General features: G+C 52.9%; 12 protein-coding genes and 1 pseudogene. 2 read left to right on the top strand and 11 right to left on the bottom strand.

Annotation, left to right across the window (positions count from 1 at the left end):
- Window positions 1–64: 64 nt before the first annotated feature.
- From wecB to KP806_RS26495, 5 genes and pseudogenes are all read right to left on the bottom strand, one after another.
- Window positions 65–1,213 (bottom strand): non-hydrolyzing UDP-N-acetylglucosamine 2-epimerase, encoded by a 1,149-nt coding sequence (gene wecB, locus KP806_RS26515; RefSeq protein WP_318153844.1) that lies wholly within the window; start codon window positions 1,211–1,213, stop codon window positions 65–67.
- A 37-nt stretch (window positions 1,214–1,250) separates the two neighbouring features.
- On the bottom strand, window positions 1,251–1,880 hold the full coding sequence (gene upp / locus KP806_RS26510; RefSeq protein WP_224726754.1) for a uracil phosphoribosyltransferase: 630 nt from the start codon (window positions 1,878–1,880) through the stop codon (window positions 1,251–1,253).
- 217 nt (window positions 1,881–2,097) lie between these two features.
- Complete coding sequence (locus KP806_RS26505) at window positions 2,098–3,171, bottom strand: glycine-rich domain-containing protein (protein ID WP_224726753.1); 1,074 nt, start codon at window positions 3,169–3,171, stop codon at window positions 2,098–2,100.
- 69 nt (window positions 3,172–3,240) lie between these two features.
- Window positions 3,241–3,471 (bottom strand): annotated as a pseudogene (locus KP806_RS26500) (ABC transporter permease); the annotation flags it as partial.
- Window positions 3,472–3,998: 527 nt separating this feature from the next.
- Window positions 3,999–4,949, bottom strand: coding sequence for a helix-turn-helix transcriptional regulator (locus KP806_RS26495; RefSeq protein ID WP_224726752.1), 951 nt, complete (start codon window positions 4,947–4,949; stop codon window positions 3,999–4,001).
- A 162-nt stretch (window positions 4,950–5,111) separates the two neighbouring features.
- Between KP806_RS26495 and modA the strand changes: the two genes are divergently transcribed.
- Window positions 5,112–5,960, top strand: coding sequence for a molybdate ABC transporter substrate-binding protein (gene modA, locus KP806_RS26490; RefSeq protein ID WP_224726751.1), 849 nt, complete (start codon window positions 5,112–5,114; stop codon window positions 5,958–5,960).
- Entirely contained in the window at window positions 5,957–6,631 is a 675-nt protein-coding gene (modB, locus tag KP806_RS26485; RefSeq protein ID WP_224726785.1) for a molybdate ABC transporter permease subunit, read from the top strand. The genes modA and modB overlap by 4 nt, the downstream gene beginning before the upstream one ends.
- 292 nt (window positions 6,632–6,923) lie before the next feature.
- Here modB and KP806_RS26480 read toward each other — a convergent pair whose 3' ends face one another.
- From KP806_RS26480 to KP806_RS26455, 6 genes are all read right to left on the bottom strand, one after another.
- Window positions 6,924–7,880, bottom strand: coding sequence for an ABC transporter ATP-binding protein (locus KP806_RS26480; RefSeq protein WP_224726750.1), 957 nt, complete (start codon window positions 7,878–7,880; stop codon window positions 6,924–6,926).
- Complete coding sequence (locus tag KP806_RS26475) at window positions 7,877–8,878, bottom strand: ABC transporter ATP-binding protein (RefSeq protein WP_224726749.1); 1,002 nt, start codon at window positions 8,876–8,878, stop codon at window positions 7,877–7,879. The genes KP806_RS26480 and KP806_RS26475 overlap by 4 nt, the downstream gene beginning before the upstream one ends.
- Before the next feature lie 33 nt (window positions 8,879–8,911).
- The gene (locus KP806_RS26470) at window positions 8,912–9,856 is read right to left on the bottom strand and encodes an ABC transporter permease (protein WP_318153843.1); all 945 of its coding nucleotides are present in this window, start codon (window positions 9,854–9,856) and stop codon (window positions 8,912–8,914) included.
- A gap of 3 nt (window positions 9,857–9,859) precedes the next feature.
- Window positions 9,860–10,795 carry an ABC transporter permease gene (locus KP806_RS26465; protein ID WP_224726783.1) on the bottom strand — a complete coding sequence of 312 codons (936 nt, stop codon included), beginning with the start codon at window positions 10,793–10,795 and terminating at the stop codon, window positions 9,860–9,862.
- A 121-nt stretch (window positions 10,796–10,916) separates the two neighbouring features.
- On the bottom strand, window positions 10,917–12,590 hold the full coding sequence (locus KP806_RS26460; RefSeq protein ID WP_224726748.1) for a peptide ABC transporter substrate-binding protein: 1,674 nt from the start codon (window positions 12,588–12,590) through the stop codon (window positions 10,917–10,919).
- 777 nt (window positions 12,591–13,367) lie between these two features.
- Window positions 13,368–14,615 carry a serine hydroxymethyltransferase gene (locus tag KP806_RS26455; RefSeq protein ID WP_224726747.1) on the bottom strand — a complete coding sequence of 416 codons (1,248 nt, stop codon included), beginning with the start codon at window positions 14,613–14,615 and terminating at the stop codon, window positions 13,368–13,370.
- Between the last annotated feature and the right edge of the window lies 1 nt (window position 14,616).

The following is a 14,616-nucleotide window of genomic DNA, read 5'->3' as shown; positions in this document are numbered from 1 at the left end:
CGAAAACCGTACAGTACTACTGTATGCTGTACATTCCGGCCTATGTCTCGGGTCCGCTTACAAACTATGAACGTTGTGTGAACGAGTCGGGACGCTGCTCAGCTCTGCCAAAATGATGCAGAATCGCGTCGACAATCCGCTCCGATGCCCGTCCGTCGCCGTAAGGATTCGCCGCCCGGCTCATCCGGCCGTATAGCGCCGAATCGGTCAGCAGCGCCTTAGCCCGGCTGTATACCTTCTCTTCGTCGGTTCCTACCAGCTCCAGCGTACCGGCCTCAATTCCTTCCGGCCGCTCCGTCGTATCGCGCAGCACAAGCGTCGGCACTCCGAAGGACGGCGCTTCCTCCTGCAGCCCTCCCGAATCCGTCATGATCATATAGGCATGAGGGTAGAAGTTATGAAACTCAAAAACGTCCAGCGGCTCGATCAGGCGCACGCGCGGATGATCTCCCAAAATTTCGTTCGCAGGCTCCCTTACCGCAGGGTTCGGATGGACTGCGTATACGATAACGACGTCCTCATGCTCGTCGGCAATCCGCTTCACGGCGCGGAAAATGTTGCGGTGCGGCTCGCCAAGCGCTTCGCGGCGGTGCGCGGTCATCAAAATCATGCGCTTGCCCTTCGCATAGTCGAGCACCGGATGCGAGAACGATTCGTCCACCGTATATTGGAACACGTCGGTTGCCGTATTTCCGGTGACATAGATGGAAGCTTCGGATTTATTTTCCTTGCGCAGATTGTTTGCCGACCACTCCGTAGGGGCAAAATGCACGTCGGAGAGAACGCCGGCCAGCTGCCTGTTCATTTCCTCCGGGTACGGGGACAGCTTGTTCCAGGTACGAAGTCCCGCCTCGACGTGGCCGACCTGAATTTGCTTCAGAAAAGCCGCGTAGCTTGCCAGGAAAGTCGTCTGTGTATCTCCGTGGACCAGCACAATGTCAGGCTTGGCCGATGCCAGCACCGGATCGAGCCCCTCCAGCACGCGTACCGTCGTCTCCGTCAGCGTCTGGCGGTCCTTCATGACGTTCAGATCGTAATTCGGGCGGATCTCGAAAAAATCAAGCACCTGATCCAGCATTTGGCGATGCTGCGCAGTCACGCAGACGATCGATTCGATTTCTTCTTCCCGTTTTTGCAGCTCGAGTACCAGCGGCGCCATTTTCACCGCTTCAGGACGGGTTCCGAAAATAGTCATTACCTTCAGTTTAGACAAAACATTCCACTCCTATTATCTATTCGCGCCAAATGCGCTAATTCGTTCCGAACATGCGGTCGCCGGCATCGCCCAGCCCAGGCACGATGTAGCCGTTCTCGTTCAGCCGCTCGTCCAGCGCCGCGATGTAGATGTCGACGTCCGGATGAGCCTCCTGCACCGCCTTGACGCCTTCCGGCGCCGCGATGAGGCACATCAGCTTGATCTGGTCGCAGTTGCGGTTTTTGAGCGACGTGATCGCCGCAATCGCGGACCCGCCCGTAGCCAGCATCGGATCGATCACGATCAGCAGCCGATTGGGCGCATCCGTCGGAAGATTTATGTAATATTCCTTCGGCTGCAGCGTTTCATGGTCTCTGGCAAGACCGATATGTCCGACCTTCGCCGACGGAATGAGCTTAAGAATCCCATCCACCATTCCAAGCCCCGCGCGCAAAATCGGAACGAGACCGAGCATCCTGCCGGAGACGACCTTCGATTCCATCTCGGCGACGGGGGTCTGCACCTTAATCGTGTCGAGCGGGATTTCCCTCGTAATTTCGTATGACATTAATGTAGCGACTTCATCAACCAATTCCCGGAAATCTTTTGTATTCGTCTCTTTATTCCGAATAAATGTCAGCTTATGCTGAATTAACGGATGGTCGCAAATGACTAATTTGCTCATGGAGCGGTATTCCTCCCGATTTGTAGATATAGGCCCAGACACACAATCCCGTATATTATAGCACTGTCCAGTTGCCGTTGCATCTTGAGATTTACTCATTTTTTACGTCCCGGACGCTCTCCTTTACTATTTGTTGGCATAGGAGAAACTACTCCCTTTTTTCCGCTCATAGCAAAAAAGGGCAGTGCGGCGGCCCGCGATGCCCTTTCTTCCTTGATTAGCTGCTGCAGCCGCCTCCGCCTCCGCAGGACGAGCCGCAGGAGGAGCCGCCTCCGCCTCCGTCCCCGCCGCCTGAGCCGCCGTCGTGACCCGAGCCGCCGTCTCCATGATCCCTGCCGTCATCGGATGAGGCGCTGCATGCATAGGTCGAGCTGCCGGTGCTGGCCTGCCGCTCTTCCTCCGACAGCTCCTTATCCATCTGCCTTGCAAAATCGTCCGGACTCGACACGGAGTGATAGATGAGCAAGCCCGACAGCAGGCCTACTCCGCCGAGGCCCAGATCGCTGGCCGTATATCCGGCTGAAGCCGCTTTCGGCTTAACCGGCTTGCCGCTTTGCCGGGCAGCCGCCAGCTGGGTTTTCGCGCGCTCGATCAAAAAATCCGCCGTCGCCGCCAAATCGCGGTGCTTCGACGTCGTTTTCCCATTGAACCACCGCTCGCGCAGCTCCTGCGGGCTCCCGCCCGACAGCTCTTCCAGCTTGCCCTTCGACAGCCCGGTGCGGTAAAAAGCGCCCCACACTCTGCCGCCGACGGGAGATGCCGCGAACAGCTCGCCGTACACCCAATCGAACCAGGCCCTTTCGTCCGCCGCAGGCTGCACGCCGGGAGCATGAGGGGCATGATGGATCATATCGCCGCAGAACTGCATGCAAAACTGCTCGTACTCCCGGGTGAACATCAGCATTTCATGCCACAGTTCATCCGCCTGTCTGCTGTACATCGGCACATTGCGCAGCAATGCACACATCAGAAAATACCGCTTCAGCTCGAACCAGTTCCAGTCCCACTCTTTATCCGACATGCCCGGACGGTTCTTCAGCACACGATCCTTCACCCGGCTCTCGAAGTCAGAGCCGAGCGCCGCTTCCAGCCGCTCGGCCGCCTGCCTCGCCGGATGCCCGTATGGGACGCCGAGCGCGGCCGGCGGCGCCGCAGCCGGCCATGGAGCTAATCTGTTCGTCCTGCCCGCCATGCTTCTTGCGCCGGCATTTTTATGATTGGCCTTCATGATGACCGAAACAACGATAAAGATAAGTGCCGCAATGACCAACACTGTGAATATTTCCGACATAGGACCCTCCCAACGATCTTGATATCCACATTTTAGCACAAATCCCGATGCTTAGGCTCCTGCCGCCGATTATCTTCTGAGCGAGGCCGAGCTGACGACGCCGTACCGGAACAGCAGCCTGCGCCCTAACCAGCCGACCGCACGGTCCGTCAGAAAACCCATCAGTCCAAGGGAAATCAGACCGACGAAGATCCAGTCCGTACGGAAGAACAGGCGGGAATTCCAGATCAAGTAGCCGACGCCTTCGTTTGAGGCGATCATCTCCGCCCCGATAATCGCCATGTAGGACGTTCCCATCGCTTCCAGACGATATTGCCGTCCCAGTCGACTTGCATTAGATTGACCTCGTCCTGAAAGCCGTATTTCGATAATCCTAAATTCACATCTATAAACCAGGGATTAAAAAATTGTTTGTCTCCACTCATCTTATTCACAAGAAAACAGTTTTTTGGATGGGAAAATCGCCAGCAGTTTAACGGCTCTTCGACAAATTTCGCTATTACACACAGCTTGCTCACATAGAAAAGACCACTTACACACAACTTATCCACATAACTGTGAATAATTCACAATCAACGAACAGCTTATCCACTCACTTATCAACAACCCGTGTATAATTGTGTGACTATTTGGAATAGTGGACAAACCGATGCTTCAGCGATTCAGATCAAACTAACGGCATAAAAAAAGAACCGGTTCCATCGCCAACGACAGGAACGGTTCTATTGTAAGCTATTCTGACATAATTAGATTGAAATTTATTTCGTATCAATATATATTGGTTATAAATAGTTATGTTTAGTTATAAATAGTATGAATATGCTTGGTTAATTCTCAAATATGATCTTCCCGGTCAGCGTCAAATCGTAACCGGCAATGGCACGAAGCTCCTGCATAAAGGCATCCGATTGCAAAATATTCATCAGCGGGCTGATCCAGGCTTCATTTTCCGGGCTTTTGATCATGACAAGATCATAACGCTCCTGAATGAGCGACACAAAGTCAATCTGCCCAACGAGGGCAGCCGCCTTCTCGATCCCGACGCCGACATCGGCTTCGCCGGCAGCGATTTGAGCCGCCACAGACAAATGGTTCGTTAGCACGCGGTCATATCCGTCAAGCTGCGCCGGTTTGATGCCGTGAAGCCGCAGCTGTTCATCCAGCAGCACGCGCGCGCCCGAGCCCTTCTCGCGGTTGGCGAGCCGAAGGCCCGGCCGTTTTAGATCATCCCATCCGTTAAGCTTGAGAGGATTGCCTCGCTGTACGTACAAGCCGGCCCGGCGGGACAACAGGTTAACGACCCGATAAGACGAGCCGACAAGCAGCTTGCTGATGTACGGCAGGTTATACTCGCCCGTATCGCCGTCGAGCAGATGGGTGCTGACGATATCGGCCTCCCCCCGGTACATGGATATTAGGCTGTCCAAACTGCTGGCATAGGATCGCAGCGGCCTTACGCCGGGAGCGCTCTTCTCCATGTGCCGGGCCAATATGTCGAGGCTGATATCCTGCCCGGTGATAACCAGCGCCCGGAGACCGCGAGCGAAGGATGTAGGAGCGTGCGGCAAGGACGCATCCGCCGCGGCAGGCTTGCCGGCCGGCCGAATCCCCTTGTTCCTTTGCTTATAAGCTTCAAGGTCGGCCGCGTCCACGCGCATTTGCTTGCCAACGCGATAGGAGGGCAGCTCGCCCTTTTTGATCAGGTCATAGACCGTGAGCTTCGATATCTTCAATAGCTTGGCAATTTCTTCAGTCGTATAAGACACATCGTTAGACATCAGGGCCCTCCTCAATATGCGAGGCGCCCATTTTTTCAGAACGCCGCTTGAACCGAACGGACTTCAGCCGATTTTTATTAAGTTTACAATAAAATGAGACCCTATAAAAAGATTCGTCCATTTTATTTTTCAATATTCACATTTATATCGAGGGGGACATCCATGCTGCAGAAAATGAAAAACCTTGCACTTATCGCGATCCTAATCGCCCTAATGGTCATTCTCGCCGGATGCGGGGCGGCGAACAACAATACAAACACCACAGCTTCGAACCCTTCGGCAAGCCCGGCTCAAACCGACTGGCAGACTGCCGAAACGGTCGTGCTTACGATATCGGCGGCAGCCAGCCTGACCGACGCTCTCGAGGAAATCAAAGCGCTCTACGAAAGCAATAATAACAGCATTAAGCTAAGCTTTAACTTCGGCGCTTCCGGCGCTCTGCAGCAGCAGATCGAGCAAGGCGCCCCTGCCGATTTGTTTATTTCCGCGGCCTCCAAGAACATGAAGGCGCTCGTCGATAAGCAGCTGATCGATAACGGACAGCAGAATAACCTGCTTCAAAACGAACTGGTCGTCGTCGTGCCCGTTGACAGCAGCATCGCCATCGCTTCCATGGAAGATCTGGCGAAGAAAGAAGTGAAGCATCTCGCAATCGGCATTCCGGAAAGCGTGCCTGCCGGAAACTATGCCAAGGAAGCCCTCACGAACACCAAGCTGTGGGATGCCCTGCAAGCCAAAGCGGTCCAGGCCAAAGACGTCAGGCAGGTGCTCCAATACTCGGAAACCGGAAATGCGGACGCAGGCTTCGTCTATAAAACGGATGCCATGACTTCGGATAAAGTAAAAATTGCCTTCACCGTCGATCCGGCCTTCTATTCGGCTATCGAATATCCGGTCGGCATCGTCAAAGCGACCGAGCACGGCGCGGAAGCCGAGCAGCTGTATACGTTCCTTCAATCGCAGGAAGCGCTCGATATTTTCGTCAAATACGGCTTCTCCGTACCGAGCTGAACGTGATTGAATTAAGCTGGGACGAATTTTGGCCGCCGATCCGGCTTTCGCTTCAAGTTGCCTTACTCTCCAGCGTGGCTGCGATCGTGCTGGGCGTATGGGTCAGCTGGCGAATGACGCGCCGTTCATTCCGAGGGAAGACGGCGCTCGAAACGTTATTTATGCTTCCGCTCGTGCTTCCGCCTACCGTTGTCGGTTTCCTTCTTCTCGTCCTGCTGGGCCGGAAAAGCGCAATCGGCACTTTCGCGGAATGGCTGTTTGACGCGCCTGTTATTTTCTCCTGGTGGGCGGCAGTCATCGCATCGGTTGTCGTCGCCTTCCCTCTCGTCTATCAAACGATGAAGACAGGCTTCGCTTCGATCGATAAGGACCTGACGGATGCAGGCCGTTCCATCGGAGCGGGCGAGTGGCAGCTTCTCCGTTACATTTTGCTTCCGCTAAGCTTCAGGTCTCTGATCACCGCCTATATTCTTGGCTTTGCCCGCAGCTTGGGCGAATTCGGTGCAACCCTGATGATCGCCGGCAACATTCCGGGCAAAACCCAGACGGTTCCGACCGCCATCTACGTCGCCGTCGATTCGGGCAACCTGACGATGGCCTGGGCGTGGACCGGCTCGATTATCATCATTTCGTTCGCGCTGCTTCTATTTACGGGGCGGGTTAAAGCTTGAGCAAGCAGACCCCGGTAGTGGATAACTGGATTTCATGTAGTTAATTCCGGAGCTTGTCCTCTTTCGTGTAAAATAACTGGATTGGACATATTTAAATCCCGATGCTGCCTGAAAATCTGCAATACGCAATGTTTTAACTTCAGGAAATCCAGTTATTTCATCCCGATTAGACTTTTAGCGTAAATTAAGAACATCAAATCCAGTTATTCCACCTTGGCCTCGTCTACAAAAAAAGGGACGTCCCGCGCAAGCCGCACAAAGCAGCTTTCGCAGGATGTCCCTTTCTATTCCTTTATGCATAATGGCAAGCAGCCAAATGACCCTTCGACACTTCCAGCAGCTTAGGCTCGTCCGACTTGCACAGCTCCGTGGCGATCGGACAGCGCGTATGAAACTGGCAGCCCTTCGGCGGGTCGATCGGACTCGGCAAATCGCCCTTCAGCACGATCCGCTCGCGCTCCGCTTCCACCTGAGGATCGGGAATCGGAATCGCCGACAGCAGCGCCCTCGTGTACGGATGGCGCGGATTGTCGTACAGCTCGCTGCTTTCCGCCATTTCCACGATTTTGCCCAAATACATAACCGCAACGCGGTCGCTGATATGCTTCACCATGGACAAGTCATGCGCGATGAACAAATAGGTGAGCCCCATTTTCCGCTGCAGATCCTGCATCAGATTGACGACCTGCGCCTGAATCGAAACGTCCAGAGCGGAGATCGGCTCATCGGCAATAATAAACTTCGGATCCACGGCGAGCGCACGTGCGATGCCGATCCGCTGACGCTGTCCGCCGGAAAACTCGTGCGGATAACGGGTCGCATGCTCAGGGTTCAGGTTCACCATGTCCAGCAAACCTTCCACTTTGCGCTTGCGCTCTTTGCCGCTGCCGGCCAGCTTGTGGATGTCCAGCGCTTCCCCGATAATGTCGGTTACCGTCATGCGGGGATTCAGCGAGGCATACGGATCCTGGAAAATCATCTGCATATTGCGGCGCAGCGCCTTCAGCTCCGATCCGCGCAGCTTGTAGATGTCCTTGCCCTCGAAGGTTACACCCCCGCTTGTCGGCTCATAAAGGCGCATGATCGTGCGCCCGGCCGTCGACTTGCCGCAGCCCGATTCGCCTACGACGCCTACGGTCTCGCCGCGCCCGATGTTGAAGCTGACTTCATTGACCGCCTTCAAAATTTTGCCCTTGCCCAAATTAAAAAACTTCCGCAGGTCGTTCACCTGCACGAGCGGAGCGCTCATACCGGCACCTCCCTTTTGGCGTACGGATGCAGCATCCAGCAAGCCGCCGCATGGGAACCGCCGTCCCTCACGGCATGCAAGTCCGGATCGTTATCCACGCATACTTTCATCGCTTCGTCGCAGCGCGCGCAGAAGCTGCAGCCGACCGGCGGCTTGATCAGATCGGGCGGCGTCCCGGGAATCGGAATAAGCGGCTCGTCCTTTTTCTGGTCAAGACGCGGTAGCGAACGGAGCAGGCCGCGCGTATACGGATGCTGAGGATTTTGGAAAATCTCCCACTTCGTACCCGTCTCCACGACTCTTCCCGCATACATAACGATAACGCGGTCGCACACGTCGGCAACGACGCCGAGATCATGCGTGATCAAAATGATGGACGTCCCCATTTTTTCCTGCAGATTTTTCATCACTCGCATAATTTGCGCTTGAATCGTCACGTCCAAAGCCGTCGTCGGCTCGTCAGCGATCAGCAGGGACGGGTTGCAGGCCAGCGCGATCGCAATCATAACCCGCTGGCGCATGCCGCCCGAGAACTGGTGCGGAAACTGCTTCAGCCGCGCTTCCGGATTCGGAATGCCGACCAGGTGAAGCATCTCGACCGCCCGCGCTTTGGCTTCCGCTTTATTCAAGCTCTGGTGCTTGATCAAACCCTCCATGATCTGGTCGCCGACCGTCAGCGTAGGATTCAAAGATGTCATCGGATCTTGAAAGATCATTCCGATTTTGTTGCCGCGCACCTTCTGCATATCCTTCTCCGACAGCGACAGCAGCTCTTCTCCCTCGAACAGGACGGAGCCGCTCTTGATCCGGCTTGGAGGGGAAGGGATCAGCCGCATAATCGATTGCGCCGTCACACTTTTCCCGGAGCCGGATTCGCCGACAATCGCCACCGCCTCGCCCTTCTTCACATCGAAGCTGACGTTGCGGACGGCCTGCACCTCACCGCCGTACACGTCGAAGGAGACGCTTAAATCTTTCACTTCCAGCAAAGTTTTCATAATGCCGCGACCTCCTCTCTTGTCAACGGAATGTTATTTTTTCAGCTTCGGATCAAACGCGTCCCGCAGGCCGTCTCCGAATACGTTAAAGGCAAAAATCGTCAAGCTCAGGAAGAAAGCCGGGAACAGCAGCCTCCATGGATAAATCGTCATCGCGCTAATGCCGTCGTCGATCATCGTACCCCAGGAAGCGACGGGCGACTGAACGCCGAGTCCGAGGAAACTGAGGAACGCTTCGGTAAATATCGCGCTTGGCACCGTCAGCGTCAGCGTTACGAGAATCGGTCCCATGGCGTTCGGAATCAGATGCCTGAAAATAATGCGCATCGCGCCCGCGCCAAGCGACTTGGAAGCAAGAGCGTATTCCTGATTTTTGAGCTGCATAATCTGGCCGCGTACGATCCAGGCCATATTGATCCAGCCCGTAATGGACATAGCGATAATGATCGTCGTCAGGCTCGGCTCCATGACGACAAGCAGCAAAATAACGACCAGCAAATACGGTATCGAATATAAAATTTCGGCAAACCGGTTCATGACCTCATCCACTTTACCGCCATAGTAGCCCATAATGCCGCCATAAACGATACCGATGATCAGGTCGATCAAGGCGGCCATCAAGCCGACGAACAAAGAAATTTGAGCACCCTTCCACGTTCTCTCCAGCAGATCCCGGCCAAGATCGTCGGTGCCGAACCAGTGAGCCGCGCTCGGGGCTTTATTCGTATTCGCCAAATCATTCGTAAAGTGGTCGTTAGGCGACAGGACCGGGACAAAAATCGCACAAAGCATGATGACGACGATAATCCAGAAACCCGTCATCGCCAGCTTATTGCCTAGCAGCCTGATCCGGATATCCTGCCAGGCCGTCAGGCTTTTGCGGCCGACTTCCTCTGCGCCGACCCGGTCCCGGCTAATTTTCTCAAACATTTCCGGCGCCAGATGGCGGGCGGAATCGATGTCTACTCTTCTCGACATAGCTTATTTTCCTGCCTTTCCGCCGGACACCCGCATGCGAGGATCAACGAACACATAAGCGATATCGGCTAAAAATCGGGTAACCATCAAAATAATGGCGTAAAAAATCGTAATCCCCATAATCAGCGGGTAATCTCTATCCGTTACACTCTGAACAAAGTACTTTCCGATTCCCGGAATCCCGAAAATTTCCTCGATGACGACGGAGCCCGTAATGATCCCGGCCGTCAGGTAACCGAGGTACGTCACGACAGGCAGCATGGAGTTGCGCAAAGCATGCCGCATCACGATCACGTAACCGGAAAGCCCTTTGGATTTGGCAGTTTTAATAAAATCGGCATTCAGCACTTCAATCATGGTGGATCTTAGCAGTCTTGCGATAAAAGCAATCGGACCGGATGCCAAGGCAATGGTCGGCAGCACGTAATCCATCGGTCCGTTCAAGCCGGCAACTTCAAAAATTCTAAGCTTAACAGCGAATAAGTATTGCAGCAGCGGCGCCAAAACCAGGCTCGGTATGGCGAGACCTATTACGGCTATAATCATAGCCAGGTTATCCAGAAATTTGCGGTGATACATAGCGGCCACGATGCCAAGCACGCTTCCAGCTACTACGGAAGTCACGATGGCCGAAACACCCAGCTTCAGCGAGTACTTAAAGGAGCTGGCAATCATTTTGTCGACGGACTGGAACTTTTTCTTCATGGAAATGCCCAGATCGCCTTTTACAAGGTTTTTTAAATAAGTTCCATATTGGACGATAAGCGGTTTATCCAATCCGTAATACGCTTCCAAGTTTTTCTGTACTTGCTCGCTTGTCGCCTTCTCCGATTGCAGCGGACTGCCCGGAACGGCGTTCATCAGCACGAACGTAGCAGTTATTAGCAAAAACAGCGACAACAGCATAAACATAAATTTGCTCAAAATGTAGCGGATCAAGCGATCACCCACTCTCTCACGATCTTAATGGCATTTCAAAAGGGTATATATAGTCGCTATATATACCCTTCCGAAACGAGTTACTTAAGTTTAGATGTTGTGCACATGATGCAGGAGTGACCTATTTCTTGCTGCCGAATACCCAGTCCAGGTGACCCGCGTAGTCGGATACGACATTCTCGATGCCGGGCTTCACCATCGTTACCGTCGTGTAGTAGTACAGCGGCAATGCGCCCATATCGTCGGCAAAGGCGATTTTTTCCGCAGCCGCGATTTTGTCCATGCCAGCTTTGATGTCCGTAGTCAGCAAAGACTCGTCAAGCAGCTTCGCCACTTCCGGATTGTTGTATTTGCCGTCGTTGTTGCCGGACAGCGGGTGAATCAGGTCGTACGTAAAGTTGATCGGGTGATTGAAGTCCGCGCCCCAGCCGGAACGCGCGATGTCGAATTGACCCGCTTTTCTGGATTCCAGGAACGTGCCCCATTCCTGGTTAGCCAGCTTCACTTCAACGTTCAGGTTTTTGCGCCACATGTCGACGATAGCTTCCGCGATCGCTTTGTGGGCGTCGTCCGTGTTGTAAAGAAGCGTGATTTCAGGCAGAGCCTTCATATTGCTCTCGGCCAAGCCTTCCGCCAGCAGTTTCTGTGCTTCTTCGATGTTTTCCTGGAAGTAATCCGTATCCGGATACATCTCGCGGTACGATTTGCCTTCCACGCCCGCGATGCTCGGCGGCACCAATGCGAATGCAGGCTGCTGGTTCGCTTTCGTCACGTTATCGATCAGCGCTTGGCGATCGACAGTCATCGCGAAGGCTTTGCGGATTTTTGCATTATTGAACGGCGCTTTCGTTGTGTTGAACAGGTAGTAATAGGTCGAAGCTACCGGTGTAATGACCGCTTTTTTGTCGGCTACGAGCTGAGGCGTCAAATCCGTCGGAACTGAGCCTGCCTGGGCTCCGATCCAATCGATTTTGTCCGTTTCGAACAGGTTGTATACCGTGTTTGTATCGTTAATCAAAGTAATCGTCACTTTATCGAAATTGATCGCGGACGCGTTGTAGTAATCCGGATTTTTCTCCAGCACCAGCTTGTCCTCATGCGCCCATTCCTTCAAAAGGAAAGGACCGTTCGATACGATCGTTTTCGCTTCGGATGCCCATTCCGGCTTACCGTCAACGGCCGTTTTATTAACCGGCAAGTAAGTATAGTGGGACACCAGGCTAATAAAATACGGAGCCGGCGTGTAAAGCTTCACTTCCAGCGTATGCTCGTCCAATGCCTTTACGCCCAGCTGATCCGTGTCTGTTATTTCACCGGAGTTGATTTTCTCGGCATTTTCGATGTAGTAAAGCATGTAAGCGTAATCAGAAGCCGTTTCAGGATCCAGCGTACGCTTCCAGGAGTAGACGAAATCTTCGGCTGTTACAGCCTCGCCATTGCTCCATTTCACATCGTCGCGCAGCGTAAACGTGTAGGTTTTGCCGTCCTCGGAAACCTTCCACTCTTTTGCGATTGCCGGTTCAGGCTCGCCGTCGGTGTTCAGACGCGTCAAGCCTTCATACAGACCTGCGGCAACGATGCTGGACTGCGCGTCCGTCATTGTTGCGGGATCCAAGCTTGGAGGTTCGCTGGCCAGCGTAAACCGGAACTCTTGCGCTTTGCCATCTCCGCCCCCGGCTCCCCCCTCGTCGTTCGCAGGTTTGTTGTTGTTGCCCGAACAAGCTGTCAACAGCATGCCGAACGCAAGCACTAGGACCAGCATGAACTGTACCGGCTTTTTGAAGCTACCTTCCACAACCATCAACTCCTATATGATTTTTTTAAAGCCGTTTGAATAGGGTGAAGATGAATATTATTTTTCGTGTAATAAATACTAACATAAAATAATATTTAATCAACGTTATTCAATATACAATTTAATTTTACCAATTGTCAACATGAATAAAGGCTCAAAAAATTTCCAAAAATCGCTTAAATATGCTCTTTTTCACCTCTGATTATGTTTCATAACTTTAATGCATTAATGCATTTTTGTATTGATACATATAAGCATTAATGCGTATTTGCATTAATACGAATGCGCATTAATGCATATTTGTCATAGTCATTAAAGGGAATTCCTATTATTTTCCATAGATTCCTTATAACCTTGAGCAGTCACTTGGTCGATTTGGATGCTTTTGTCTCCAGAATTTCTAAGCCCAAAACAGTTAATTTATGTAATTATGAATAATTATAAATTTCGACGTAATGTCTGTTATTTAAACAACTTAAACGATTTTATAACATTAATTAACCTAATTTGCAGAATGAGAAACACATTGGTTGACATCCGCAGACCTATAAGCTGACAACTCGCCTCAATGCCATACATCGTCTTTCGTCAGTTTTACAAAAAATCAACAATAACCTTACATATTTCGAACATATAGAGGAATTTTCGAGGCAGAAATGTCGGAGCTTGTCACAGCCTTTTATACGGCCGAATGCACTTGTGTGCATAAAAAAACACCGTCCCGGCGAAACCGGTGACGGTGTTTAGTATGTGCGTGTTTGGAAATTCTATTTCAAATTAGTAAGTCATGTTAGGGTAAAGCGGGTATTGGGAGGTCAGATCGCGAACCATGCCGCGGGCTTTCTCCAGCACTTCTTGATCTTCCGGGCTTCTCAGCACAAGGCTGATCACTTCCGCGATCACCTTCATCGCCTCTTCGTTCATGCCGCGCGCAGTAGCCGCCGGTGTACCGATCCGGATACCGGAAGTGACGAACGGGCTGGTAGGGTCGAACGGAATCGCATTTTTGTTGACAGTGATGCCCACTTCATCCAGCACATGCTCGGCCGCTTTGCCCGTAATGCCCAGATTGCGGGTGTCGAGCAGCATCAGGTGGTTGTCCGTGCCGCCGGATACGATGTTGAAGCCTTTAGCCAGAAGCTCTTCGGAAAGTACCTTCGAGTTTTTCACAACTTGCGCCGCGTATTGCTTGAACTCAGGCTTAAGCGCTTCTCCGAACGCTACGGCTTTCGCTGCGATGATATGCATAAGCGGTCCGCCTTGGGAACCAGGGAATACCGCTTTGTCGATTGCTGCAGCCCACGGCTTACGGCAAAGGATCATGCCGCCGCGAGGTCCGCGGAGCGTTTTGTGAGTCGTTGTCGTAACAAAATGAGCATGCGGCACCGGGCTAGGATGCAGGCCGGCAGCAACCAGACCGGCGATATGAGCCATATCCACCATGAACAGCGCGCCTACGTCGTTTGCGATCTTGCCAAGCGTTTCGAAATCGATGGTGCGCGGGTAAGCGCTGGCGCCGGCTACGATCAGACGTGGACGGTGCTTGAACGCAAGCTTGCGGACTTCTTCGTAATCAATCGTGAACGAATCCTCTTGTACGCCGTAAGCAACAAAATTGTAGAGCAAGCCGGAAGCGTTAACCGGGCTGCCGTGCGTCAGGTGACCGCCGTGCGCCAGATTCATGCCGAGAACGGTGTCGCCAGGCTGCAGAGCGGCAAGATAAACCGCCATGTTCGCTTGCGCGCCGGAGTGAGGCTGAACGTTCGCGTGCTCGGCGCCGAACAGCTCCTTCGCACGGTTGCGGGCGATATCTTCTACGATGTCCACGTGCTCACAGCCGCCGTAGAAACGCTTGCTCGGATAACCTTCCGCGTATTTGTTCGTCAGAACGCTGCCCATCGCTTCAAGAACGGCTTCGCTTACGATGTTCTCCGATGCGATCAGCTCGATGTTGTCGCGTTGGCGTTTCAGCTCAAGGCCAAGTGCTTTCAATACTTCCGGATCTTGATTTCGCAAATTTTCCATT

This window comes from Paenibacillus vietnamensis, assembly GCF_020169515.1.
GTDB classification, from domain to species: Bacteria; Bacillota; Bacilli; order Paenibacillales; family Paenibacillaceae; genus Pristimantibacillus; species Pristimantibacillus vietnamensis.
Note: the sequence above shows the minus strand (reverse complement) of the source record. Positions and strands in the feature narration are given on the sequence as shown.